The 26,386-nt window shown below is 42.3% G+C and carries 23 protein-coding genes and 1 other RNA gene; 12 read left to right on the top strand and 12 right to left on the bottom strand.

Features of this window, described 5'->3' with window-relative positions:
* Positions 1–20: 20 nt before the first annotated feature.
* The gene (locus AB5123_RS08320; RefSeq protein ID WP_302682421.1) at positions 21–215 is read left to right on the top strand and encodes an AraC family transcriptional regulator; all 195 of its coding nucleotides are present in this window, start codon (positions 21–23) and stop codon (positions 213–215) included.
* Positions 216–377: 162 nt separating this feature from the next.
* Here AB5123_RS08320 and AB5123_RS08315 read toward each other — a convergent pair whose 3' ends face one another.
* Complete coding sequence (locus AB5123_RS08315; protein ID WP_118054349.1) at positions 378–863, bottom strand: hypothetical protein; 486 nt, start codon at positions 861–863, stop codon at positions 378–380.
* Positions 864–1,116: 253 nt separating this feature from the next.
* Between AB5123_RS08315 and AB5123_RS08310 the strand changes: the two genes are divergently transcribed.
* The 4 genes from AB5123_RS08310 (at position 1,117) to AB5123_RS08295 (ending at position 4,659) form a co-directional block, all read left to right on the top strand.
* Positions 1,117–2,244, top strand: coding sequence for a helix-turn-helix transcriptional regulator (locus tag AB5123_RS08310; protein ID WP_330043280.1), 1,128 nt, complete (start codon positions 1,117–1,119; stop codon positions 2,242–2,244).
* 350 nt (positions 2,245–2,594) lie between these two features.
* Positions 2,595–3,323: a metallophosphoesterase gene (locus AB5123_RS08305; protein WP_117859218.1), complete on the top strand. Its 729-nt coding sequence runs from the start codon at positions 2,595–2,597 to the stop codon at positions 3,321–3,323.
* Positions 3,324–3,393: 70 nt separating this feature from the next.
* Positions 3,394–3,693, top strand: coding sequence for a hypothetical protein (locus AB5123_RS08300; protein WP_289148143.1), 300 nt, complete (start codon positions 3,394–3,396; stop codon positions 3,691–3,693).
* 174 nt (positions 3,694–3,867) lie between these two features.
* Positions 3,868–4,659, top strand: coding sequence for a class I SAM-dependent methyltransferase (locus tag AB5123_RS08295; protein WP_353889033.1), 792 nt, complete (start codon positions 3,868–3,870; stop codon positions 4,657–4,659).
* Positions 4,660–4,919: 260 nt separating this feature from the next.
* Here AB5123_RS08295 and AB5123_RS08290 read toward each other — a convergent pair whose 3' ends face one another.
* Both AB5123_RS08290 and AB5123_RS08285 read right to left on the bottom strand, forming a co-directional pair.
* Complete coding sequence (locus AB5123_RS08290) at positions 4,920–5,225, bottom strand: hypothetical protein (protein WP_117894007.1); 306 nt, start codon at positions 5,223–5,225, stop codon at positions 4,920–4,922.
* On the bottom strand, positions 5,204–5,830 hold the full coding sequence (locus AB5123_RS08285; protein WP_117894004.1) for an esterase: 627 nt from the start codon (positions 5,828–5,830) through the stop codon (positions 5,204–5,206). The genes AB5123_RS08290 and AB5123_RS08285 overlap by 22 nt, the downstream gene beginning before the upstream one ends.
* 335 nt (positions 5,831–6,165) lie before the next feature.
* On the opposite strand from AB5123_RS08285, the gene AB5123_RS08280 reads away from it, so the two are divergent.
* From AB5123_RS08280 to AB5123_RS08270, 3 genes are all read left to right on the top strand, one after another.
* Positions 6,166–7,191: an NERD domain-containing protein gene (locus AB5123_RS08280; RefSeq protein WP_117894000.1), complete on the top strand. Its 1,026-nt coding sequence runs from the start codon at positions 6,166–6,168 to the stop codon at positions 7,189–7,191.
* 317 nt (positions 7,192–7,508) lie between these two features.
* Positions 7,509–8,408: a hypothetical protein gene (locus tag AB5123_RS08275; protein ID WP_337811929.1), complete on the top strand. Its 900-nt coding sequence runs from the start codon at positions 7,509–7,511 to the stop codon at positions 8,406–8,408.
* Positions 8,409–8,595: 187 nt separating this feature from the next.
* Positions 8,596–9,222 (top strand): formate/nitrite transporter family protein, encoded by a 627-nt coding sequence (locus AB5123_RS08270; RefSeq protein WP_337811930.1) that lies wholly within the window; start codon positions 8,596–8,598, stop codon positions 9,220–9,222.
* A gap of 398 nt (positions 9,223–9,620) precedes the next feature.
* Here AB5123_RS08270 and AB5123_RS08265 read toward each other — a convergent pair whose 3' ends face one another.
* Positions 9,621–10,988: an MATE family efflux transporter gene (locus tag AB5123_RS08265; protein ID WP_337811931.1), complete on the bottom strand. Its 1,368-nt coding sequence runs from the start codon at positions 10,986–10,988 to the stop codon at positions 9,621–9,623.
* Between the two features lie 216 nt (positions 10,989–11,204).
* Here AB5123_RS08265 and smpB point away from each other — a divergent pair, with 216 nt between their 5' ends.
* Entirely contained in the window at positions 11,205–11,672 is a 468-nt protein-coding gene (gene smpB, locus AB5123_RS08260) for an SsrA-binding protein SmpB (RefSeq protein WP_337811932.1), read from the top strand.
* 3 nt (positions 11,673–11,675) lie between these two features.
* Positions 11,676–12,035, top strand: a transfer-messenger RNA (tmRNA) gene (ssrA, locus tag AB5123_RS08255).
* A 353-nt stretch (positions 12,036–12,388) separates the two neighbouring features.
* Here the strand turns inward: ssrA and AB5123_RS08250 are convergent.
* The 3 genes from AB5123_RS08250 to AB5123_RS08240 all read right to left on the bottom strand — a co-directional run bounded on the left by AB5123_RS08250 (position 12,389) and on the right by AB5123_RS08240 (position 17,904).
* Positions 12,389–13,933: a sensor histidine kinase gene (locus AB5123_RS08250; protein ID WP_368364691.1), complete on the bottom strand. Its 1,545-nt coding sequence runs from the start codon at positions 13,931–13,933 to the stop codon at positions 12,389–12,391.
* The gene (locus AB5123_RS08245) at positions 13,917–14,591 is read right to left on the bottom strand and encodes a response regulator transcription factor (RefSeq protein ID WP_022286586.1); all 675 of its coding nucleotides are present in this window, start codon (positions 14,589–14,591) and stop codon (positions 13,917–13,919) included. Before AB5123_RS08245 ends, AB5123_RS08250 begins: the two co-directional genes overlap by 17 nt.
* 385 nt (positions 14,592–14,976) lie before the next feature.
* A complete protein-coding gene (locus AB5123_RS08240) occupies positions 14,977–17,904 on the bottom strand; it encodes an ATP-binding cassette domain-containing protein (RefSeq protein WP_368364690.1) in 2,928 nt (975 codons plus the stop codon).
* A 1,165-nt stretch (positions 17,905–19,069) separates the two neighbouring features.
* Here AB5123_RS08240 and AB5123_RS08235 point away from each other — a divergent pair.
* Positions 19,070–19,747 (top strand): response regulator transcription factor, encoded by a 678-nt coding sequence (locus tag AB5123_RS08235; RefSeq protein ID WP_117859183.1) that lies wholly within the window; start codon positions 19,070–19,072, stop codon positions 19,745–19,747.
* Between the two features lie 4 nt (positions 19,748–19,751).
* Positions 19,752–20,822 (top strand): HAMP domain-containing sensor histidine kinase, encoded by a 1,071-nt coding sequence (locus tag AB5123_RS08230; protein WP_329966662.1) that lies wholly within the window; start codon positions 19,752–19,754, stop codon positions 20,820–20,822.
* A 50-nt stretch (positions 20,823–20,872) separates the two neighbouring features.
* Here AB5123_RS08230 and fic read toward each other — a convergent pair whose 3' ends face one another.
* From fic to purB, 5 genes are all read right to left on the bottom strand, one after another.
* On the bottom strand, positions 20,873–21,481 hold the full coding sequence (gene fic / locus AB5123_RS08225) for a protein adenylyltransferase Fic (protein WP_337812483.1): 609 nt from the start codon (positions 21,479–21,481) through the stop codon (positions 20,873–20,875).
* A 24-nt stretch (positions 21,482–21,505) separates the two neighbouring features.
* Positions 21,506–22,771, bottom strand: coding sequence for an O-acetylhomoserine aminocarboxypropyltransferase/cysteine synthase family protein (locus tag AB5123_RS08220; protein WP_038672257.1), 1,266 nt, complete (start codon positions 22,769–22,771; stop codon positions 21,506–21,508).
* 117 nt (positions 22,772–22,888) lie between these two features.
* Complete coding sequence (locus AB5123_RS08215) at positions 22,889–23,989, bottom strand: hypothetical protein (RefSeq protein WP_368364689.1); 1,101 nt, start codon at positions 23,987–23,989, stop codon at positions 22,889–22,891.
* A gap of 35 nt (positions 23,990–24,024) precedes the next feature.
* Positions 24,025–24,642 (bottom strand): hypothetical protein, encoded by a 618-nt coding sequence (locus AB5123_RS08210; RefSeq protein ID WP_022288726.1) that lies wholly within the window; start codon positions 24,640–24,642, stop codon positions 24,025–24,027.
* A 128-nt stretch (positions 24,643–24,770) separates the two neighbouring features.
* On the bottom strand, positions 24,771–26,207 hold the full coding sequence (gene purB, locus AB5123_RS08205; protein ID WP_046441833.1) for an adenylosuccinate lyase: 1,437 nt from the start codon (positions 26,205–26,207) through the stop codon (positions 24,771–24,773).
* Between the last annotated feature and the right edge of the window lie 179 nt (positions 26,208–26,386).

The following is a 26,386-nucleotide window of genomic DNA, read 5'->3' as shown; positions in this document are numbered from 1 at the left end:
AACCCACATAAAAAACTATATTGATATACACTTTCCTATTAAGACTATTTTCCATTACCTATAACTGGGGTCTGTGCAATGCGGCATATATGATAAAAAACACATCTGACTCGATAAATGCTATCTGTGGGCTTTGCGGCTTTGACGATCACAGCTATTTTTCAAAAGCCTTTAAAGAAGCCTACGGGTGCAGTCCCAGAGATTTTAGAAAGTAGAATATACGGGACAATATCTCACAGATTTATCCGTCTGCCGTGTAGACATTACATTTTCCTGTTTATAGGACTACGATAAAACTATTATCAAACAAAAGACGTTTCATTTTATCCAAATGGAACGTCTGTTGCATTTATGCTTTTTCTTGTATGAAAAAAGAGTCAATTATTCTCCTCCCAATAATCCTCTGCATCCTCGTAGTCATAGAAATCATCATAGTGATCCTCATAGAGATCCTCTGGGTCGTCATAATCATGACCATCATACTCAGCAGATTTACTGGTTGAGGTTTTATTGGTATTCTTACGGGTAGCTCTGTTAGCTGAACTACTTGCTGTAGTGGTTTTCGGACGTGATGTTGTAGCAGTTGTGAATACTGGAGTATAGCTGTTCTTATTATTGTAATACTTAGGGTCATGTATCAAACAGTAGCAACTGCCTTCTTCAGGAGTATTGTCACAGCCTGAGTGTGCGCATTTGGGGCGCAGGGCATCATAGATCATGGCTATCCCTATGATGATCAACACGGCGACAACGATTCCTTTGAGATTGAACGAACTATGCTGAGAGCTGTTTTCTGTTGTCAGCTTGTAGCCTATATAATCGTCAAGCATTTCCTTGTTTCTGTTGTATTTTTCAGATTCCATAATCACACCTCCAAACTGTATTTCTAATATTATACCATATTTTTTAAGATTTGTGGTAACAATTTTTGGACAGTTGCTTATTCTGTCCATTTTATCATTTTTTAGTGGCAAAGTCGGAAAATGTTGCCCACTTGGACGTTTTTATAAAGCAACGAATCATTGAGTACGAAACAACGAATTGATAATTGACCTGGGTTTATCTCTATGCTATAATTAGCGTACACCGGTGATAAAATAATTCGGAGGTATTTAAATGCAAGTAAAAATTGGTGAGAAAATAAAAGAACTGCGAAAGGTGACAGGAAGGAAGCAAGAGGACCTAGCCACCGCCTTAGGTGTTACGCCACAAGCCATTTCAAGGTGGGAGGCAAATGGCGGTTATCCGGACATGGAGATGATCCCATCGATAGCTAACTATTTCCATATATCGATCGATGAATTGTTTGGCTATAATAATGACAGAAACAGAATTATTCAGGAATATAATGATAAGGCTCAATGGCTGATAAATAATAACGATGATATGACAGAGTGTATTGCTCTAATGCGTAGAGGGCTTGAAGAGTTTCCAGACAGAATGGATTTTAAGACCAAGCTTGCTTGTGCTTTACATAAGCAAGGTTGGAAAAATAAAGGCAAAGAGCCAAATATCTTTTGGGAAGAAGCCGCTAAACTGTATGAGAAATTATTGCCTCATGACCAATCGTGTATCATTCCGTTATTATCCGTATATTCCTGCCTTGGTAAATATGAAAAAGCCGAGCAGAAAGCATCTGAACAGCCCGACCTTGAATTGTGCAGACAAGTTCTGTTAGGAAATTTAGGAAGTATCGGCAGTATAAATGATGAGAAAAGGGCTGAACAATATCGTGGAGACGCAGTGTTAGAGCTTCTTCATGCTTTTCAAAAATCACTTGATGAAGCGATAGTGTGTAATAATGAGCTGAATAATAGTCGAGAAGGATTGGAGCTTCTTTTATTGACTCGACAGTTGTTTGATAAAATAGTAGGTACTGAATGCCATGGATTTCACAGTGACTTATGTTTTATAGATATGAGATGCGTCAAAATCGCAAATAATATCGGAGATCATAAAGTTGCAATGGACTGTTTTGATTCAGCGTTTGAGCAATATATTAAATTTGAACAATGGAAAATTAAACAATCCAAAAGATCGGAAGAACGGAATAATAAGAGCATAAATGATGAGAATAACGATGAGCATTTTACTTCATCACTGTTGAAATCTGTAAATCCGTCAGGTCATAAAGTAATTGTATGTGAGCCAAGCTTTTTAGTAAAGACTGCGACTTCCTTTCCAGAGAAGGAAAAGAAGTTAATTACAGAAGATCCAAAGTACGCTTGCATATTTGAGCAATGATTTTACATGATCAGTAAACAACAAAAACCTTTCTTTCGTTCGACAAATTTCAGTTTATAAAGGTACAGTTAAATTATTATCAAAATAATGGTCACACAACACCACAGGCTCTCGCCACACTGAAAAGCAGCGTGGCAGACCTTGCGGTGGTGACAATGCCTATAAGCACCAAGGGTTCACTCAGATAACATAAGCCAAAAGAGTTCCATGAGCTTACCCCCATTATACAGCTTGAAGCGAACTCTATGCCAATGGGTAAAATTTTTTTTCAAACCTCCCCAATTTTACCCCTAAGTATGCTATAATAGAATAGACAAGAAACCCGACCCAAAACCCAGCGAGGTGCTTTTATGACATATGCAATATCTGATATCCACGGCTGTTATGAGGAGTATATTAAGCTTCTCGAAAAAATCAACTTTTCTGAGGACGATACCCTCTATATCATAGGTGACATTTGCGACAGAGGCGAAAAGCCTATGGAGATCTATAACGACATCATGGCTCGTGATAATGTTATCCCGCTGTTCGGCAACCACGAACACCTTGCCTATATCAATCTCCGCCACCTTATAAAAAATGATGTGAGCAATCTTACGAAAGACGAACGGCTAGACCTGATTGATTGGCTCACCAGCGGAGGCAAACCCACTTTCAGCGAATTTATTTCCCTCTCCAAAGCCGACCGTGTGGACTTTATGGAGTTTCTTAAAAGCTTCTCAATGTATGAGGATATCACCATAAACGGCAAACGTTTTGTCCTCACCCATGCAGGTCTTGGGGGCTTTAGCGAGGATAAGCCCCTTGATGAATACACCCTCCACCAGCTTATCTGGGAGCGTGCCGACTATTCAAAACGCTATTTCAGCGACCCGAATACTTTCCTTGTGACAGGTCACACCCCTACCGCCAATATTCCAAACCACGGCAGACCCGAAGCCTACAAAGCCAACGGACACATAGCCATAGACTGTGGCTGTGCCTCAGGTGGACGGCTGTGCGCCTACTGTTTTGAAACAGACAGTGAGTTTTATGTTGACAAAATAAACCAGCCCCTTGAAAATCACTTCAAAATGTGATATACTTGTCCTAATAACATAACCGACGAGGATAAAACAGTTTGTGTTACATTTGCAGGAGGTCTATTGTATGTTTGAAAAAATATCATTTCCCGAATATGAATATGGATCTATCCAAAAATACTTAAAGAAATTGGGATATTGTTATACCACAAGAGTATATAAAGAACTTGGAAAATATAAAGTCGGGGAATTATATGCTGCCCCTTGGGGAGATGTGTTGATAATAGATGAAGTTAGAATATATTGGAAAGTATCAGACCGACCATTCTATAACGAAATGAATGATGACGAAAAGGCAGAGATACGCAAATATTCCGAAGATATGGGATTGCCATATGAATTTATTAAATTTTCCGTTTATGAGTAATAAATTTCAGTTTACTCCTTTTACTCACACCCACCGATACAGACTTTCTGTATCGGTATTTTTCTGCCCCAACGCCCATATCCCCCCCTCTATTGACATTTCCCCCTCAATGTGCTATCATAAAAAAGGCAAGTTAGTTGCAACTATCTTAATAACACCGCAGGAGGAAGAAAAATGGATATGAATGAAAAACCAAAGCTCTCAGGCGTGCCTGAAACTATGCTTCAAACTGTTTACGCCCGTGCAAAGGAGACAAAAACAAGGGGCGCGATAAAAGATACAAAAGCCGTGGAGATAATAGATAAGATAAACTATGATTTTTCACTTGCCGACAAGGACTCAGCAATGCACAGTGGCGTTGTGGCAAGGACAATAGTCCTCGATAAGCTTGCGAACAAGTATCTTGCAAAAAACAAGGGCGCAGTGGTGGTGAATATCGCCTGCGGACTTGATACACGCTGTTACAGAATGAACGGCTACACCCATTGGTATAACCTTGACCTGCCCGAAACTATCGCCGTGAGAGAAAAGCTTCTCCCTGAATCAGGCGAGATATCCCAGATAGCAATGTCCGCAATGGACGATTGGAGTGGAGAAATAACCGAGCACGATGCCCCTGCTATCGTCATTATCGAGGGTCTGACTATGTACCTCTCAGAAAAGAACGTAAAGGAGATATTTGACGTCATAAACAAACGCTTTGAACACGTCACAGTATTGGTCGAGACAATGAGCCCCACTATGGTAAAGCGTATGAAAGAAAAGTCTATCGAGGGCAGCAAAGCCAAATTCACATGGGGCGTCAAGGACGGCAAAGAGCTTGCAAAGCTTATCCCAAACTTCCGCTTTATAGAAGAACATAGCCTTGCCGAGGGAATGGCGGAGTTTATCCCAATATTCAAGCTTCTTAAAAAGATAAAGCCTGTGAGCAATATCTCAAACAAGATAGTAGTAATGGAAAAATAACTTTGACTTCCCACCCCCGCCATGCTATAATCCCAAATTTAGAAGTTCCGCCACGCAAAAAGCCCGTCAAACAGCGTATCAGCGCCGCAATTCAGATATAATTTTTTATCTCCAACAATGTAAAATTCTTTTTTTGCACGGGTAGCGGCAACATTCAGTCAATGTCTGCGTTGATGCGGAATTTGATAAATATTTTTCAGTGACTCCAAAATGTTCTCTAAGCATATTCAGAATGTTTGAATCCATTGTGAGTACGGGCTTTATTTGAGAGCGATACTGCAAAAATAGTCAGCACCTTTAAGCTCCTCAACAAACTTTTGGTCGATTTGTTTCTTGGTAAGTGGAAGCTCATTTACGATATTCTGCACTGCACCATTATTGGAACTTGCAACAACAATGTTGTTTTCTGTAATGATCTCTGGAAGTACGCCAATAGATGCGTTGTCAAAATATTTTGTCTCTTTTGTTTCCTTGATCGACCTGTCTCTTAGTTTGGCAATATCATAAGCCTGTTTTACAATTTTTCTTATCCATTGCCATTCCCCTATCTTTCGTTCATCACCCAAGCAAACCCCTTAGCTGTCCGCCAAGCAGGCTCTTTAAAATGCCCGCCCTTGTTCCATTCAAGGGCGCATTCGATACCCTGCCCCGTCAGCAAATCATAACTCTCACGGATACAGTCGCCCACCTTTGACATGACCGCATTTTTCGTCCTTTCTTCCTTGTCACCAAGGCTGAGATAAACAGCGTCGCATTTTATCTTATTCTCTTTCATATACCCCACAAAATCAGGAAACCACACCGACGGAGAAGCCGCCGCAACGCCTGAAAATTTCTCCGTTTGAAACGCCGCCCACAAGGCAAAAAGCCCTGCCAGAGAATATCCGCCAATGTAATAATCCTTGCTCTTGTCCGAGCAAAGCGTTAATATCTCCGCCAGAGTGTCTTCCGCTCCATTGCCGAAGCCCTCATTGCCAAATACCGCAGGAGCGTTCCAAGGCGATAACTCATCGTTCCAATCATCGACCTTCACCGCAATAAGCTGAAAATCCACACTCGTGAGCTTTTTTATCTCTGCCACCTCGTTTTCTATCTCAGGCAGATCATGGTCGCCCACAGGCTGGATAAGAACAATATCAGCATTTTTGTCGCCATAATAATGGTATGTCATTTTGCCGTCACCTCTGTAATGTATCTCACTTCAAGTACCCCTTTACAACGCCAACAAATTCCCCTATATCCGCAAAATAATTAGGATAAGCCTCACTTAGCCTTGCGAAAGAAGAAACCCTGACAAGCACATTGTCCGTCCTATCGTTGCTGCGGTATTTCGTTTATTGACAGTATATCACATTATCCGCAATATTTCAACAGCCCTCAAAGTCAAGCCCTTTTAATCTGTGTAGTACTACAATAATTGTACCACATTGCAAAGTAAAATACTTGAAATGACATACGGAATATGGTATAATAACACTATCTAAAAAACTATCGGAGGAAAATTATATGGGATTATTTGATAAACTTCGTGAACCTGTGGTACTAAAAGAGGACAGCAGTGCGAAAAAACAACTTGAGCAGCTGGACTTTTATTCAAAGCTTGCACCTGAAAGTGTCAAGGAACAAATAGAACAGGACAAAAAACTTGTTTACTATGGCATAAAAGGCGAAGAGGCATTGATGTTTGAGCTGAAAAACAGTCATATGCCTATGTATATTCTTCACGATATTTTCTTTGAAGAAAATGGACTTACAACGCAGATAGACTATATAGTAATCACACGAAAAGTGATACTGATAATTGAGTGCAAAAACCTCTATGGAAATATTACTGTTAATAATCAGGGAGATTTCACTAGAACCATTCAATTTGGAAAACGCTATCATAAAGAAGGTATATATAGCCCTATAACTCAAAATCAGCGTCATTTGGATATGATAAAAGAAAAGCGTCGAAACACTAAAGGCTTACTCACCAAGGCTATTTTTGAACATTATTTTGACGATACATATAAGTCAGTAGTTGTTTTAGCTAATCCAAAAACCATAATTGACATGAAGTATGCACCTAAGGATATAAAATCCAAGATAGTTAAAGTTGACGGACTTAACAGCTATATAAAAAGACTGAATGACGAAAGCCGAAACGAAAATATGTCAGATAAGCAAATGAAAGAATTGGCTAATTTCTTTCTGCAAAGCAGCATTCCAAATACTACTGACTATACTGCCAAATATCAGCTTGAAGTCAATGAGGAAAAAACAGTTACTGTAAAGGAAGAGCCAATTCAAAACACATATTTTGACAGCATTGAAAATTCACCTGTATATAAAGCATTAAAAGACTATCGCTACAAACAAAGTGTTAAGGAAAAAATCAAGCCATATTTCATTTTTAATAATGCTCAGCTTGAAGAGATAATAAAAACTAATCCTCAAACTTTAGAAGAACTAAAATCAATAAAAGGCTTTGGTGATGCCAAATGCCTAAAATACGGTAAAGACATTCTAATGATATTGGGAGATTATTGATATAACAATAACTAACTTCAGATATATCCACCGATACAGCTCCCCTGTATCGGTATTTTTCTGCCCCAACTCCCCTATCCGCCCCACCTCTGTTGACATTTCCCCCCTCAATGTGCTATCATAAAAAAAAGACGAGTTAGTCACAACTAGCCAGATGGCACCACAGGAGAAAAAAATGGATATGAATGAAAAAACCAAAGCTTCTTAAAAAGATAAAGCCTGTGAGCAATATCTCAAACAAGATAGTAGTAATGGAAAAATAACTTTGACTTCCCACCCCCGCCATGCTATAATGATAAAAAAAGAGGTGACCCCACATGACCAATAAAGCATATTACCACCTGCCGGGGCTTTTCGAGTTTTATGACCTTTACACCGCTTTCCTGCCCATATTCCGTGAGCATAGAGATTATTTCTATGACTGGTGCGAAATAGGCTCTGTCTATGGCGCACCTGCCGACTGTATATGGGGCGGCGGACGAGCAGGCTTCGGCGAACATTCTCCACGAGAAGTCCTCGACCTTATGAAAGAATATAACATCTCCTCACGGCTGACCTTCAGCAATTCCCTGCTAAGAGAAGAACACCTTTCAGACAAAAAGTGCAACGACCTTTGCAGGCTGTTTTCCCAAAGCCCGCCTCCACAAAATGGCATGATAATATGCTCCGACCTGCTTCTTTCATATCTGAAAGAGAATTATCCCCACCTCTATTTTGTGTCCTCTACCACAAAAGTCCTTACCGAGTTTTCTCAGCTTGTAAACGAGCTTGATAATGACGATTTTTCCTATGTAGTCCCCGACTTTCGCCTAAACAAAGCCCTGGATAAACTCTCCGATCTCACCACTGAGCAGAAAAACAAGGTTGAGTTTCTTTGCAACGAGTGCTGTTATGTAGGCTGTGCAGACCGAAAAAACTGCTATGAAAACGTCAGCCGCAAAAATCTCGGTGAAAACTGCCCCGACCATGTTTGCAAAGCACCCAATGCCTCAGAGGGCTACCGCTTTTCAAAAGCCATGGAAAGCCCCGCCTTTATCGGCATAGAAGATATCCAAAATACCTATCTCCCAATGGGCTTTTCAAACTTCAAAATAGAGGGCAGAAGCCTTGGAAGCGCCCTGATACTTGAATTTCTGCTCTACTATATGACAAGACCCGAACATCAGCTAAAGGTCAGAGAGCAAATTTATCTTGACAGTATGCTGGATCTGTTCTGACTATTCTTCACATCGCATATCTCCTATGTCGCAAGAAATATGTCGCAAAACTCATGTTGCCCATGGCTTACTTGGAAACAAAAATCAAAATAAGTGTAAACAATGCCACTTTTTTTGTTGAAACAGCCATTATAATATAGTATAATAACACAGTGCTTTGTCACAAAAAAGTTATAGGAGAATTTACATGAAGAAAATTATCGACATATTTCTGCGTTCTTTGCTCACAGGCGTGGCGATAGCCATAGGCGGAACAGTCTATCTTTCCTGCCCTAACAAATATTTGGGAGCGCTTCTTTTCGGCATAGGACTTTTCGTGATACTGTCTTTCGGCTTTAATCTCTTCACAGGAAAAGTCGGCTACGCAGTTGAAAACAAACCCTCTTATCTCGGTGAGCTTGGCATAATATGGATCGGCAATTTTGCAGGAGCCGTCCTCTCCGTCCTGCTTATTACCCAAACACGCATATCCATCATAAGCGACAAAGCCACAGAGCTTTGCAATATAAAGCTTGGGGATAATATCACAAGCGTTTTTATCCTATCATTTTTCTGCGGAATACTTATGTTCGTTGCCGCAGACGGCTATAAAACTATCCAAAACCCTGTGGGACAGATACTTGCAATATTTCTCCCCGTTGTGGTCTTTATCCTCAGCGGCTTTGAACACTGCGTCGCTAATATGTATTTCTTTACCATAGCAGATTTATGGAGCATTAAAGCCTTTGGCTACCTTATTATAATGTCCCTTGGCAACTCCATTGGCGGAATACTTATCCCACTTCTGCGAAAAGGCTTTGTATCAAAAGCATGACGCCAATTTTTATAAGCTTATGTAACACATAAAAAAAGATACCGCAGTTCAAAAAGAACTGCGGTAAAAAAATGACTTCTGCTCTCAGGAACACAGTAAAGGGGGTATTATGAAAAAAACAAATAAAACAAAGGAGTCAATAGTAAACATAAGATAACAAATAAAACACAATTTAAACAACTTAGAAGGAGTGTGCAGAAGTCTTTGTTCGTTCCTGATGTATGTATTATATCACACTAAAAACCATTTGTGGTAACTTTTTTTGGACAGTTGCGACTTTTTTCAAAAAAATCTGCACTCCGAAAATCCTAAAGCTTTCAGAGTGCAGATTTATCTTTTTTTGTAGAGGCGAACAGCGTTTGCCCCTTCCCACGTCTATCCGAATTGTCGCCTGTCTATCAAATAATATCCGCCCTGCGTTTACCTATCTGTGCAAACTCTTTGCGCCTTGTGATAAAGTAAGCCACTGTTACCGCAGTGCCTGTTATCACCCAGGAAACAGGGTAAACTATCATAAGCATAAGATAGCTTCTGTGAGCCGCATAAATCGTGTTCACCCACACAAGCCTGAACACGCAGGTGCCAAGCACAGTTATGACCGCAGGTGTCATAGAGTGACCCATTCCCCTAAGACAGCCGCCCGATATTTCGTAAACGCCCGTAAGAAGCTCCAACAGGCAAACTGACCACATTCTTATCATTGCGTAGTGTATAACGTTCTCGTCCGTTGAGAAGATCTGTATAAAAAGGTGTCTGCCAATAAGGAATATCATACTCAGCCCAAGACAGCTTGCAAGCCCGATAAAGGTGCAAAGCCTGTATATCTTTTTACAGCGTTCCTTATCCTGAGCCGCAAAATTCTGACTTGTAAAGGTGGTCGCAGTCTGAGCGAAAGCGTTTATCACAAAATATGCCATGAACTCAAAATTCTGTTCCGCTGTGCTTCCAGCGATACCGTCTGAACCGAAGCTGTTTATCGCCGCCTGTATCACAACGTTTGACAGTGAGAAAACCATGCTCTGCAAACCAGCCGGCAAGCCTATCTTTATGATACCGAGGAGATATTTCCAGCGTATCCTGAGCTTTCTGAAATCAAGTCTTAGCATCTCCTCCTCGTGGGTAAGAAAGTAAAGTATCATGCAGGCACTGAAAAAGTTTGATATAACAGTTGCCGTTGCAACGCCTGCCACACCCATTTTGAACACGATCACAAACACAAGGTTCAGAATAACATTTATAACGCCTGCGGTGATAAGAGCGTAAAGAGGTCGGGTGCTGTCGCCCTTGCTCCTAAGCACTGCCGAACCAAAGTCATATATCTCTATAAAAGGCATTGCAAAGAAGAATATCCTGAGATACAGCGTTGCAAGCTTTAAAACATCGTCAGGCACATTCATCATACCAAGGAGTATCGGTGCAAGTATCTCGCCTACACCCAGTATGATAAATCCGCTTATGACCGCCAAAAGCACCACCGTATGTACAGCCTCGTTTGCCTTATCTTTTTTTCCCTGACCTATAAGCCTGGCCACCACAACGTTTGCACCGACAGAAAGCCCCAGAAAAAGGCTTACAATAAGGTTCACCAATGAAGAATTGCTTCCAACCGCCGCCATGGCTTTGTCGCTGTCAAATCTGCCCACCACCGCAAGGTCAGCGGAGTTAAAAAGCTGCTGCAAAATACTTGACAATGCAAGGGGCAGTGCAAAAATAACGATCTTGCCCACAAGCGGGCCGTTTAACATATCTATTTTCTTATTTTTCATACCAGATCTTCTCTCATCTTTAAAATAACTATTTCTCACACCTAATATTATATCACACCATCAAAGCTATTTCAATACTAGAATTTGCACATAAGCACACACAGAGATGTGTAAAAATCTAAACATTACGACCATTTGTACAATTTTTTGAACTCTTTGCCTGTTGACAAAGGCATGAAATGGTGTTATAATAATATTCCACGGGAGGTGAGCAGTATGGCGATAGACAAAAAAGGCACAAAGCAGATTGCCGACAACCGAAAGGCACGTCACGATTATTTCGTGCTTGAGCAGATAGAGTGTGGTATCGAGCTTGTGGGAACAGAGGTCAAGTCTATAAGGAATGGCGGCGTCAATCTGAAAGACAGTTGGTGTTCTATCGAGGACGGAGAGATGTGGGTCAAGGGTATGCACATATCCCCTTATGAACACGGCAATATTTTCAACCGTGATCCACGCCGGGAGAGAAAGCTGCTGCTCCACAAACGTGAGATACTGAGGCTGTTCGGAAAGGTACAGCAGGAGGGTCTTACGCTTATCCCGATGTCGCTATATTTCAAAGGCAGCAAAGTCAAGCTTGCACTTGGGCTTTGCAAGGGTAAAAAGCTTTATGACAAGCGTGACGACATGGCAAAGAAAGCCGCACAGCGTGACATAGAGCGTGCCATGAAAGAGCGAAACTAACCTGGGGGTGTAAAGGTTTCGACGGGGGTTTTGAAGCACGATAAGCGAGTAGAGGAGCGCACACTCTTTAAACGGCGTACGTTTTAAAATTAGACGACAACGATAATTTTGAATTAGCTGCTGCTTAAGTCAGCGCTCGTCTTGCCTTAGAGTACCACGGCTTTGGTAAAGGCGTCGATCAGTGGTGAACGTTACAAAGCGATGGCTGTAGCCTTGTGATGTATCACAGCCTACCAAACACACAGGCGTGTCTGTTTGCCTTTGTGCAAGGGAACGGGAGTTTTCCGCAATAACAGAATACACTCGTAGAAGTTCGTGGGGATAGGCTTTCGGACAGGAGTTCGATTCTCCTCACCTCCACCAGCAGGGGCGTGCCCCTGCACCCAATCCGCTTTACTTTATGTAAGGCGGATTTTTTATTGCCGCTCATCAATTTTATCTAAAACCCAACCATTGTTTCGCCGTGGCGGGCATTTCCCATCAAGTGTTTTTGTAAACACACAAAGTCACCGCTGTGATAATTTGTGTGTCACTTTTACAAATTCAGGGGCGTGCCCCTGCACCCGATCCGCTTTACTTTATGTAAGGCGGTTTTTTTATTGCCGCTCATGGATCATTATTTATAAACCCAACTTTGTTATTTCACCATGGCAGACGCTGATATAATAAAAAAAGAGTGCATTACCACCTCAGATAATGCACTCTTATATTTTACTCTATTTTTCCTCCAGCCCGCTGAGCGAAAGCCTGCTCTCCATTTTCTGAACAGTCTTGCTCTCCTGCTTTGCGATCTTTGCTTCAAACCAGAAGGTCGAGCCTTTGCCCTCCTCCGATTGAACGCCGTATGCAAAGCCGTGGGCTTTGAGTATCTCCTGACAAATGGAAAGTCCAAGTCCTGTGCCTACCACGTCACGCTTTACCTTTGCGTCACGGTAGTATCTGTCAAATATCTTCGGCAGAAGTTCCTTAGAAATGCCCTTTCCGTTGTCTGTTACTTCAATACGAACCACATCAGCCTTGTTTATCTGCTTGATACGAATGACCTTATTGTCACCCGTGTAGTTTATAGCGTTGTTTATAAAGTTGTAAATTACCTGATCAAGCTTTGCAATATCCGCCGTTATCACTCTGTCCTCATCTGGGATATACTTGATATCATAACCATTTTGCTCTATGAGTATCTGATATCGAGTCATGCAGTCATTGAGCTTGTCAACAATAGAGAAGTCCGTGAGTTTAAGCTCCGCATTGCCCGACTCCAGCTTTGAAAGCTCCAGCAGATTATTTACCAGACTTGAAAGCCTGTCAGCCTCGTCGATAATGACTTGGATATGCTCCTGCCTCTTCACAGGATTATCCCCCGACAAGTCCCTTATCATTTCCGCATAAGCCTTTACCATAGTGAGCGGTGTTCTCAGGTCGTGAGATATGTTCGCAATAAGGTCTTTCCTAAGCTCCGATACCTTTTGTATCTCGTCCTTGGCATTGTTAAGCACCGTGGAAAGCTCCTCTATCTCACAATAGCCATGACCATTGAACTCCACCGTATAATCCCCTTCACCGAATTTCTTCGCCGTGTTCGTAATGTCAACGATAGGCTTTGAAAGTCGCTTTGAGATATACATGGTCACAATAAAAGCAAGCTCAAAAAGTATGATAGTGATATAAATGAGCTGTTCTCTTATAATGCTTACAGTGGAATCTATCGGCTCTATTGAGCTTTCAATGAAAAGATACGCCTGCTTATCCGAATCATCAGTGTAGATAGACGTGCAGTAAAATATCTCCTTGCTCTTGAAATTCTCATTCTGAGCAATTTTCGTGATGTAGTTATCGTCCGACTGCTTTAGCTTAGATATCATCTTGAAAAGTCCGATGCCATAGCCCTTGTTTATGACCTTGTTAAGATGCGAATATGCTCCCATGTTGTTTTCCATCACAAGAGGATTGCCCATTTCGTCCGTTATAACAATGCAAAGGCTGTTGTCAAAAGCCAGCGAGCGGTTCGTTACCTCCTGCTGGTCAGTGCCATATGCTTGGATTATCTGATTTGCAGCGTCTGTGATATCTCTTATCTTCGCCGACTGATAATATCTTTCCAAGAAAAAATACTGAAAAAGCCAAATAAGAATAAGAATAAAAGCCGTGAAGAAGATAAAATACATCCACACATATGACCGCAGACTTCTTTTCGCCTTTATCTCCGCTGTCTTATTGCTGACTTTTTCCTTGACTTCTGCAAGCTTACTGGATCTTTTCAAACTTATATCCCATTCCTCTCAGAGTAACAATAAGATTGCGGTATTTTCCAAGGCTGTTTCTCAGCATTTTTATGTGAGTGTCCACAGTTCTGTCGTCACCGTAAAAATCAAAGCCCCATACCTCTTCAAGAAGCTTCTCTCTTGAAAGCGCAATGTTCATGTTCTTCACCAGATAGAAAAGCAGGTCATACTCTTTCGGAGTCATGGAAACCTTCTCCCCGTCTATCTTTACCTCACGGGCTGTAAAGTTTATCTCTAATCCCTCGTATCTTATAACGTCCTCAGTGCGCTGAGAAGCTGACGCGCGGTTAAGCACCGCCCTTATCCTTGCCATAAGCTCCTTTGGCGAGAACGGTTTTACTACATAATCGTCAACGCCTATCTCAAAGCCGAAAAGCTTGTCATACTCCTCGCCCCTTGCGGAAAGCATTATAACAGGTATCTGCTTTATTTTTCTTATCTCCTTGCAAGCTGAATAGCCGTCAAGCTTCGGCATCATAACGTCCATTATGATGATATCGAAATCCTGATTTTTCACCATTTCCACAGCCTGCATACCGTCCTCAGCCTGAGCTACTTCATATCCCTCAAACTCGGCATACTCTTTGATTATCTCTCTTATTTTAATTTCGTCATCGACTACAAGAATTTTTGCCATAGTCATTCCCTCCTATTCAGGCAACACCGCACAAAGAACACCTATTTGCTTTGCATACAATGCTTGTGTGTTGCTGCCTTAATTCATATTCTTTGCTTATATAATAACCTATTATTGTGTAAAATTTGTGACGGTTTATAGAATATTCTAAGCCATACCGCACCAATTCACAAGAAAACTACTGCCCGCCAACCAAAATGGTATGACGGGCAGAGCTTATATAGGAATTTGTTGTGGAAATGTCAGGAAATCAGCAATGTCCCATCATAATGAGAGCCATAAGACAAAAACCTGTTACGATACAACTCATTGCACCCATGATGTTGTCAATTTTTTCTGCTGTAAGCTTTTTCATAGTGATTACCTCCTTGAGATCTAAAATAAACTATTCTGTTCTCAGTGCGATAACAGGGTCTTTCTTTGCCGCCACTCTTGACGGGAACAGACCTGCGATAAGCGTCAGGCAAACGCTTATCGCAATGAGTATAACTGCCGCACTGACAGGTATTGAAGCTCTTATCGGCACGTCTGTAAGATGTGCGATTATCATGTTTATCGGTATTGTGAGCAGATAGGAGATAATTATTCCCAATGCACCTGCCACAAATCCCACGATAACTGTTTCGGCATTGAACACTCTTGATATATCCCTCTTTGAAGCACCTATACTTCTCAGAATACCTATCTCCTTTGTTCTTTCCAAAACTGAGATGTAGGTTATAATGCCTATCATGATAGATGATACGACAAGTGAAATTGCAACAAATGCGATAAGAACGTAGCTGATAGCGTTTATGATAGAGGTGATAGAACTCATCATAAGACCAACATAATCTGTGTATTCTATCTTGTCCTCTTCGCCAACACTGTCGTTATAATCGTCGATAATATCTATTATCTTTTCCTTTGAAGCAAAGTCCACAGGATAGATATTTATGCTGTCAGGGTCTTCAACAACTGAATAACCAAGAGTTTTCATGTTGTTGTCATAGTTTGAAGTGGAATATTTTCCGCTGTTTGCAAGCTGATCCGCATTTGTGTCGGACTGTTCTTTGAGCATTTGCTTCATAAGCTCCAGTTGCTCGTCAGAAAGTGAAGCTATATACTTCTTCTGAGTTTCGGTAAGCGATGACATATCACCGCCCTGAATTGCTGACATATCCATTGAACCCATGGCATTCATGCCCATATCTGCAAGCTCGCCTGTATCGGAAGCACCGCTCTGCTCCATAAGAGCCTTATACTGCTCCTCGGTCATTCCCTCAGGTATCTCCATAGAGCTGTCGCCTGCAACCAAACCAGCCTTCTTATCTGTGTCGGAGCTGTCTGCTGTTTCGTCAGCCTTGCTTTCTGTATCGGCTGTGCTGTCGGAAACGGTTTCTGAACTGCTGTCTGTATCTGCCGCATTCTCGTCCGTTTTGAACTTAAGTCCTGTGAAAACATCTATGTCAGGGTTTGCTATCTGCTCTTTTACTATCTCGCTGTTATCTACTTCGTCGATAAGATATGTCATAAGGTCATGACGATAGCCTATCGCACCGCTTATGGAAGCAGAGGAAGCGTCCTCATCAGGTCGCAGGATACCGACTACACTTATTTCTGTGCCGTTTGCAACAGCCTTTTTCATGTAGCTCTCATCGCCTGTCATATCTTCCCACACACCGTCTTTTTTCTTATAGAAATCAGGTGTAGGAACGACCTTGAATTTCAGGTCAAGAAGCTCATTATAGGTGTAAACGTGCTGTTCGCTGTCAACGGATATATCCTCTCCTGCCATGGCACGTCTTACTATGCCGTTAAGTGAGCTTGGGTCGAGAAGTCCGAGAGAATAAAGCACATAGTCGTTTATCTCGTTGTTCTTATCGACTACAAGCACAACTTCGTTATACTTTTCAGGCAAACGTCCTGCGATAACGTCATACTGCTTGTCGATAAGCTCCTCATTATCTATCATTTCGCTCCATACGTCAGTACCCATGCCCATCATGCCACCCATTGAGCCACTCATGGACATTGCTTCCATCTGAGTTGAGGACATATATCCCATATCTTCAAGAAGCGTTGACGGATTGACCTGCATTACACCGCTGTCGCTCTCCGTAAAAACGTTAAGTGTAGTGGCGTATGTGTACTGAACGTCGCTTGTAAGGTCCTTCAGGTCGCTGTTATCGTCAAGATATTTCTTGAACTTCTCCAGATTGTTGACCTTTGTTTCTTCCATGAGAGTGTTTATCATCTCGCCCATGGCATTCTGAGAATAGACCTTGTCCATGTCATGCTTTCCCGACCCCTCATGGTTTTTCGCCATGGTGTTCATTATCTCGCCTATACTTGCGGTGGTCTTTGTTATCTGAAGCGGATAGCTTGAAAGGGTATCAGACTGCACCTGATCTATATAAAGCTGAACGCCGTTTGAGATAGAAAGAATAAGTGCGATACCGATTATACCAATAGAGCCTGCAAAAGAGGTAAGAAGCGTTCTTGCCTTTTTTGTCATAAGATTGTTTCGGCTCAAAGACAGCGCAGTAAGGAAGTTCATGGAAGTTTTAAGCTTTTTGCGTTCTTTCTTCGCCGCCTTTTTGTCAGCCTTTGTAGGCTCTTTTTCAGGCTTTTTGATAGGCTCCACAACATTCTTGTCAAGAGGGTCGGAATCGTCTATGACCTTTCCGTCAAGAAGTTTGATTATCCTTGAAGAATATTTCATTGCAAGCTCAGGATTGTGCGTTACCATTATAATAAGCTTGTCCTTTGAAATGCTCTTCAAAAGCTCCATTATCTGCACGCTTGTTTCAGTATCAAGCGCACCTGTAGGTTCGTCTGCAAGCAGAATATCAGGCTCATTCACCAAGGCTCTCGCAATGGCAACTCTCTGCATCTGACCGCCTGACATCTGATTAGGCTTTTTGTGGAGCTGGTCGCCAAGACCCACCTGCTCGAGAGCCTTGACGGCTCTTTCACGTCTTTCTGACTTTGAAACACCTGAGAGGGTCAAAGCAAGCTCAACGTTTGAAAGCACTGTCTGGTGCGGTATAAGGTTATAGCTCTGGAACACAAAACCTATAGAATGGTTTCTGTAGGAATCCCAGTCGCAATCCTTGAAATCCTTGGTAGATTTGCCGTTAATGTTAAGGTCACCGCTGGTATATCTGTCAAGGCCGCCGATAATGTTCAAAAGAGTGGTTTTACCGCAGCCTGACGGGCCGAGGATAGAAACGAACTCATTCTCACGAAAATCAATGCTAACGCCTTTAAGGGCAGAAACAGTGGAATCACCAACGACATAATCTTTTTTTATGTCCTTTAAACTAAGCATATATTTTCTCCTATTTTTGTTATTGTAAAGATATTATAATAGGGTTTTATAAACTCAGTTTAAACATAACACAGTTTTGGGTAAAAAAATTGTCGGAGGGGGGATTTAAGTGAGGAGTGAGGAATGAGGAATGAGCATAGCAGACCAAAGTAAATTGCAAGCATAAAGTAAAAATAAAGTACCGAGCGAAGCAAGAGATAAAGCGCACGCTCAAGCCCGGCGCTAGAGGGCTTGTGGGTACAGGGCAAAGCCCTGTCGGAGTATGAGGCAGAGCCTCATTCGGCGCAAGCCGACAAGGTGCAGATTGTAGTATCAAAAGCATATAGAAGTCAAATATCAGATAAAAGTGATATCGGAGAATTAAATCTGCACCGCCTTTCTAGCCCTAAGCGCAATGTAGATACGCAAAGAGCGGAGCGATTTTGCGGAGGTAGGACTTGCCCAAATAACTGTAGGGGCGAACAGCGTTCGCCCGTGTTCAGAATTTGTTATAATTTCAGAATTGTAGGGGAACGGCACAATTTCTGCTTTGCAGAAATCCGACGTCCCGACCCCCTCGCACGTCTTTGTACATCTTCATGACTTTATGGTAAATTCAAACCTCGTCACTTCGAGCGGGCTGTCGCATTTCTGTGAGCTTGCGAACAGAAATTTCGCCAAGCCCCTACAAGCGTGATAGGATAGTTTTTTTGTTCTGTCCTACAATGGTTGTAATCGTGAACTTGTTTCTTCGACGGGCGAACGCTGTTCGCCCCTACAGATTTGTTGCCGTAATTTTGTGGTTTTGTACGATTTTTATTCAGTTTTCAAGCTTCAAACAAGGTGCAGGAAGTGCTTTTCTGTGCGATCAGAACCTCTCATCGTGTTCACCTAACTCACGTTGACAAAATGTTTCCTCATACACTGCTACCTTGCAGGATATTCAATTTGGGATAATACCCCTATACTTATCCCGAAAATGGGGTGCTTTGTTGCATAAAAAATGCAACAATTGCAGAAATGTTGCCAAATTAAAATATAAATCATTTGTTTGCACAAGGCAATACCCCTTAAATTGTGCAGGATCAACATGAAATTTTGAACTAAATGTGTCTTGACATCGTTAATATCACGTTAATAAAACGGTGATATAATAAAAAAATGCAAAGTGAACGGAGGAGTAAAAATGTTTCACATACTTGTGGTGGAGGACGACACTAACACTCGCAAACTGACCTGTGATGTGCTTAGCGACAACGGCTACACACCTATCGAGGCTCGTGACGGTATAGAGGCTCTCGAAATAATGGACGAAAAACACGTTGACCTTATTATAATGGACGTTATGATGCCTCGTATGGACGGTTTGGAGCTTTGCGAAACTATCCGCAAGGCTGGGTTTCAGACGCCTATATTAATGGTGACGGCTAAGGAAACGGCTTTTGACAAAAAGCAGGGCTTTATAAAAGGTACGGACGATTACATGGTAAAGCCTGTGGACGAGGAGGAAATGCTTCTGCGCATTCAGGCACTTTTGCGACGTTCACAGATAGTGAGCGACCACAAGATAACGGTGGGCGACACCACTCTCGACTATGACGCACTGACTATCAAGACCCCTGAGGGCATAAGGGAGCTTCCACCGAAAGAGTTCATGCTTCTTTACAAGCTTCTTTCCTATCCCGACAAGATATTCACCCGCCGTCAGCTTATGGACGAGCTTTGGGATATGACCTCAGACACTGACGAGCGCACTGTGGACGTACACATAAACCGCATAAGAGAGCATTTGAAGAATAACCACGATTTTGAGATAATGACAGTGAGAGGGCTTGGCTACAAGGCAGTCAAGCTGAAAGGATAGGCTCATGAAAAAACATCTTATCTCTGCTCTTCGCTCAGAGCGCAGGCGAAATTACACCATGAACGCCAGCATAGTTTCGGCGGTATTTATGATAATGATATGGGCAGGGCTTCTTACGGGATTTATAATGATAGGCATAAAAAGATGCCTGCATTTTCTATCTCCTTTGCAAATGCCTTTTGTTTTCCTTATTGTGGGACTTGTGGTATCTGTAATAATCGGCACTTGCATTTCTGCCGCTGTAGCAAGCAAGATAGTAAGACCTGTGCGTGAGGTAAAAAAGGCAATGCACAGGGTAGAAAAGGGAGATTTCTCTCAAAGGTTAGAGGTAACAGGTTTTAACGGCGAGATAGACGAGCTTATAGAAAGCTACAACAAAATGGCGCAGGAGCTTGGGGGTATCGAGATGTTCAGGGAGAATTTTATCAACAGCTTCTCCCACGAGTTCAAAACGCCTATCGTTTCTATCCAAGGCTTTGCGAAACAGCTAAAAAAAGAAAATCTGTCAGAAGAGAAAAAGCAGGAATACATTGACATTATCATCAGCGAATCAAAGCGTTTGACCAATCTTTCATCGAACATTCTTATGCTTTCAAAGCTTGAAAATCAGCAGATCATCACTGACAAGACAAGCTTTTCCCTTGACGAGCAGATAAGAAACTGCATACTTCTTCTGGAAAAGCAATGGACGGCTAAGGACATAAGCTTTGACATTGATATGCAGGAGATACAATACACCACCAATGCGGAAATGCTTTCGCAGGTATGGGTGAACATAATAGGCAACGCCATAAAATTCTCCCCGGAGGGAAGCTCTATCAGAGTAAAGCTTTTCAAAGAGGGTGATGTGATAACGGCTGAGATAACTGACCGTGGCATTGGCATGGATCAGCAGACCATATCACACATTTTCGAGCGTTTTTATCAAGGGGACAGGGCGCACGCTTCAGATGGAAACGGACTTGGTTTGCCCCTTGTTAAGCGTATCGTGGAGCTGTGCAATGGCAATATCCGTGTAGAATCACAATACGGAAAGGGTACAAATTTTATTGTTACGCTCCCTGAGAATGGATAGGCATATAAAAAGGACGGGTATTTCGCAGGAAATATCCGTCCTTGATTTTTTTATCTCAGGTCATCAATGCTGTAGCTGTTATAACCCTCATAATAATAGCTTTGGTCTATGCCCTTCATAAACAGCTCTCGGTCATTTATATCCGCTGTGAGGGCGTTTTTAAGCAGGTGCTTTATTTCGATATCACGAATGGGGCTTCGTTCCATGGCAAGGAGATAATCCTCCTTGTCTATCCTGCTCCAATCTACCGCCATAGAAAGCTCTTTTCTGAACATTATATCCAGCCATATGCGCATTGACCTGCCATTGCCCTCTCTGAATGGGTGGGCGATATTCATTTCAACATACTTTTCAACTATGCTGTCAAAGTCGCCTTGTGGCATTTTTTCGATATTTTCAAGGGAGCTTTCAAGATACATAACAGGGGCAAATCGAAAGCCGCCTTTGGCAATATTCACAGTTCTTATTTTCCCTGCGAAATCATAGATATCCTCAAAAAGATATTTGTGTATCTCTGCGAGAGCCTGAAAACTGCCTGCTTCCTGATTATCTAAAATGCCATGTTCAAACAGCTTAACAGCCTTTTCCTTGCTTAGCTTTTCTTCTGTTCTGGCAAGGGTCGCAGAGTCGGTTATACCAAGTTTGTTTTCCAAAGCCATAAGCTGTTCTCCTTTCGGTGGATTTTAGATAGCCGCAAAGCCCTGCTTCAGATCGTCTATGATATCCTCGACATTTTCAAGACCTACGGAAAGTCTTATCATTCCGCCGTTTATGCCTGCGGCAACGAGCTGTTCGTCTGAAAGCTGTCTGTGTGTTGCGGAGGCTGGGTGGAGGATACAAGTACGGATATCGGCAACGTGAACTTCGTTGGAAGCAAGCTTAAGGCTGTCCATGAACTTTGCCGCTGTATCTCTTCCGCCCTTGATAACGAACGAGATAACGCCTGCTGTGCCAAGAGGGAGATACTTTTCAGCAAGCTTATGGTACTTATCGCTTTCAAGTCCAGGATATGCAACGGACTCTACCTTGTCATTGCTTTCGAGGAATTTTGCCACTGTGAGCGCATTCTCGCAATACTGCTTCATTCTTACAGGGAGAGTTTCAAGTCCCAGATTGAGCAGGAACGAGGAATTTGCAGCAGGATAGCAGCCGAAATCTCTCATAAGCTGCATTCTTGCTTTTACGATATAAGGTGCAAAAGAATATTTCTCGGTGTAGATAGTGCCGTGATAGCTTTCGTCAGGCTCGGTCATGCAAGGGAACTTTCCGCCCGTCCAATCGAACTTGCCGCTGTCAACGATAACGCCGCCAACCTGAACTGCGTGGCCGTCCATATACTTTGATGTAGAATGGATAACGATATCTGCGCCCCACTCGATAGGTCTGCAAAGGTATGGAGTAGCAAAAGTATTATCAACGATAAGAGGAACGCCATTCTTATGGGCGATATTTGCAAAACGCTCGATATCGAAAACTGTCAGCGCAGGGTTTGCGATAGTTTCTCCGAAAACAAGCTTTGTATTATCCTTGAATGCCGCCTGTATCTCATCATCTGTAGCGTCTGGGTCAACATAGATACACTCTATGCCAAGTCTTTTCATTGTTATGCTGAAAAGGTTTATGGTGCCGCCATAGATAGAAGTGGAAGCTATAAAGCTGTCCCCTGCCTGACAGATGTTCAGGATAGAGCAAAGTGTGGCAGCCTGTCCGCTTGATGTACACATTGCGGCTGCACCACCCTCGAGAGCGGCAATTTTCTTTTCAACTGCGTCTGTGGTAGGGTTTTCAAAGCGTGAGTAGATAAGGCTCTTGGTAGGGTCGTCAAAGACCTCGGCTATCTCTCTTGAGGAGTCATAGACATAGGTTGTACTTTGTACGATAGGCACTACTCTCGGCTCTCCGTTTTTAGGCGTATAGCCCTCGTGTAAACATTGTGTTTCGATCTTCAATCAAATCAAATCCTTTCAATGCGGTAACGACCGCAAAATTTTTACCAATATAAAAAGCTTTTCAAAAAGCGTTTAAAACAGCAGCCTCCTAAGACCGCCTCAACATTATAAATGCGTTTATTCTGCATAGCGAAAACTCATAGCTGAATCGAAAATATCTTCTCCCATTGAAACATACTTTAGTGGTATCACCACATTATATTGTATATATTCACTGTCAGAAAACTCATATATGCCCTGAACGTTCACACTTTGATCCTCACCCAGAGCCGCAATAACACAGCCACGCTTGCCATTGCCAAGGTCAAGTCCCCGATAATCAAGCCAAACATTATCATCAGAGCTGATATCAGCCGACTTTGCATACATATCTAGCATATCATCGACCGTGGTCTTGTCAAGCCGCTGATAATAAGACAATGACAGATTTAACCCGTCATATTTTTCGTCCACTTTGCCGTCAATAAGATTTGCATAGACAATCTTCACATCTCTCGTGCCGTCAAAATCATCTGTGGTTATCTCATGCTTTTCCAACTTTGCGGCAGAAAATCCACCTATCTCAGGCAACTCTAAAGCGGCAGAAAAATCCGAAAGTTCTATGGTCAAACCGTTTTCAATATCATAACGGTCTATATCCACCGACTCTCCGTTAAACATATCATAAACATAGCTGTCTATGACCATGTAAACGCCACCCGTGGTGATATTCGCAGAAATGCCATTTTCGTCAACGAAACTTTCAAGTTTCGTGAACGTGCTATCCTCGTCAAACTGCATTATAACTGCACTGGCTTTCTGCTCGTCGCTTATTTTGTCGCTAAACTCAAAACGAATGACCCCACCCCCGAAATCAGCATCAGTATACTTGACAGGTATACTAAGGAGCGGCTCGTCAGAATTTATCATTGCGTTTATACCATAATAATCAGAAAGCATTGCCTCTGCACCAAAATTGCCCTCTATGGTGCATTTGGCTGTATATGGTATTTCGCTAAGGTCACAAACAAGCTCAGGGTCACGAATTATTTCCACCTGCGAACTGTCATCCGTCTGCGAACTTTCCTCCACACTGTCGGGCGTATCTGACACCGCTTCCGCAGTAGTATCTTTCGTTTCTGAAACGCTATCTGCGGCTTCCTCAACAGGTCCGCAGGCGCAAAGTGACACTGACAGCAATGCCGCCAGCAATACGGCTGTTTTTCTGCTATTTTTCATATTAAGTTTCTCCCTATTTTTTTATTTTGTTTACCTTACAAGTCCTTGAAGTCCACCCTTGCCCCTGTCAAGGCGCTTTCCATTATTATCCTTGCGCACTCTGAAAGCGAAACTGCGCTTTTGCAGGTCATCATGGCTTTTTGTATGCAAAGTCCGAAAACTATGTGAAGCTCTCCCCTGCCTGCTGACTTCTGCGCTATAGGCAGAAGCGGTTGCCAAAGAAGCTTTATATAGCTTTGGACAGTTTCGCCTGTGGTACAATTTCTTATTTTGCCAAAGCTTGCGCCCCCTGCGTTTGCGGCAGTGTAGCGTAGCATTTCCCCAACGTCCGTAAAAGGCTCGTTATATTTTTTTAGCACTCCTGCGGTAAAAGACCACACTGAGTAGTTATTGCCCACAAGCTTTTCGTCAATGATATCGCCGTAGAAATACTTTCTGCCCGACTTATCAGTGAACACTGTGAAAACGTCCTCCTCTTGAACTCCCTCTGTCATGAAAAGCTTTCTCACGTCCTGCTGACAGGAATAGCCTGCAAGAGAACCTATACAGCACAAAAGGGATTGTGGGTGGACATAGCCCTCGGGGCTTCTCATGGCTCTGAGAAGTCTGTCGAATATTTCAAAGGCACTGCTTTTATATTGTTCAAGTTCCATTTTTATCACCGTTTCTCACGTTTTCTCCCCTTTTTGGCTTTTCTTCATAATGTTTATCAGATAAAATTCAGGGGCTTGACGATCTGAAAAGACCTATCAGCCCGCTGAAAAATTTTTATCCTTTGATATTATACGTTTATTTCTGCAACATCGTCAGACACGCCGTTTGCTTCAACAACAGGCTTTACGCAATTTTCGATAAACTCGTCCACCTGCTGTGGGCATCTGCCGATAAAGTTTTCAGGCTTCATTATCTTATCCATTTCTTCCTTTGTTATCATGAACATAGGGTCGTTAAGGATAAGCTCGCATAGGTTATTGTCAAGTCCCTCTTTCTTAACTCTTGCGCCTGCTACCATTGAATATTCTCTTATTCTTTCGTGAAGTTCCTGTCTGTTTCCGCCCTTTTCTACAGCGTCCATCATAATGTTCTCGGTAGCCATGAAAGGAAGCTCTGCCATAACTCTTCTTCTGATGATCTTGTCATATACTACCAAGCCGTTGTCAGGATCTGTAACATTGAGCATGATATTAAGTATAGCGTCAACACCCAGGAAAGCTTCGGCAACGGAAATTCTCTTGTTTGCAGAGTCGTCGAGAGTTCTCTCAAACCACTGTGTACCTGCTGTGAATGCAGGGTTGAGAACGTCGCAGATAACGTATCTGGCAAGTGATGTTATTCTCTCATCTCTCATTGGATTTCTCTTATATGCCATAGCGGAAGAGCCTATCTGATTTTTCTCGAACGGCTCTTCGATCTCCTTGAATGACTGCAAAATTCTTATATCGTTTGAGAACTTCATAGCAGACTGAGCGATACCTGCAAGAACTGAGCATACCTGATAGTCCATTTTTCTTGAATAGGTCTGACCTGAAACCGGAACGACAGCGTCAAAGCCCATTTCCTCGGCTATCATTTTTTCAAGCTCTTTTACCTTATCAGTATCACCGTGGAAAAGCTCCATAAATGAAGCCTGAGTGCCTGTAGTTCCCTTTGAGCCGAGGAGCTTGAGGTTAGCAAGTCTGAAATCCAGATCTTCAAGATCCATAAGAAGCTCATTGCACCAAAGAGTAGCTCTTTTGCCCACTGTTGTGAGCTGTGCAGGCTGGAGGTGAGTATAAGCAAGGCAAGGCATAGCCTTATACTTATCGGCAAACTTTGCAAGCTGGTCGATAACCTTGACAAGCTTTCTCTTTACGACCTTAAGTGCATCTCTCATAATGATAACGTCTGTGTTATCGCCTACATAGCATGAAGTTGCGCCAAGGTGAATGATACCTGCTGCCTTTGGACAAACAAGGCCATAAGCATAAACGTGTGACATAACGTCATGACGAACAAGCTTTTCACGCTCAGCGGCAGCGGCATAATCTATATTATCAATGTTAGCTTCAAGCTCGTCTACCTGCTCCTGAGTAACATTAAGACCGAGCTTCATTTCAGCACGGGCAAGGGCTACCCACAGCTTTCTCCAAGTAGTAAACTTCTTGTCAGCAGAGAAAATAAACTGCATTTCCTTGCTTGCATATCTGGTACAAAACGGGCTTTCATAAGAATTTGTCATTGTTCTTCGACCTCTTTCGTAATATTATATAATGTATACACACTTATTATAGCATATTTTTTGCGGGTTTACAATAGGTTTAAGGAGAAATGTTTACATATCAGTGTAGTGCTACAATAGATATTGGACAAAATTAAGAAAAAAGAAAAGAGAGATAGGCAAAAATCTGATAAAATAAA

The organism is Ruminococcus sp. RTP21204st1_B2_RTP21204_210225 (assembly GCF_040914135.1).
In the GTDB taxonomy this organism is placed as follows: domain Bacteria; phylum Bacillota; class Clostridia; order Oscillospirales; family Ruminococcaceae; genus Hominimerdicola; species Hominimerdicola aceti.
Note: the sequence above shows the minus strand (reverse complement) of the source record. Positions and strands in the feature narration are given on the sequence as shown.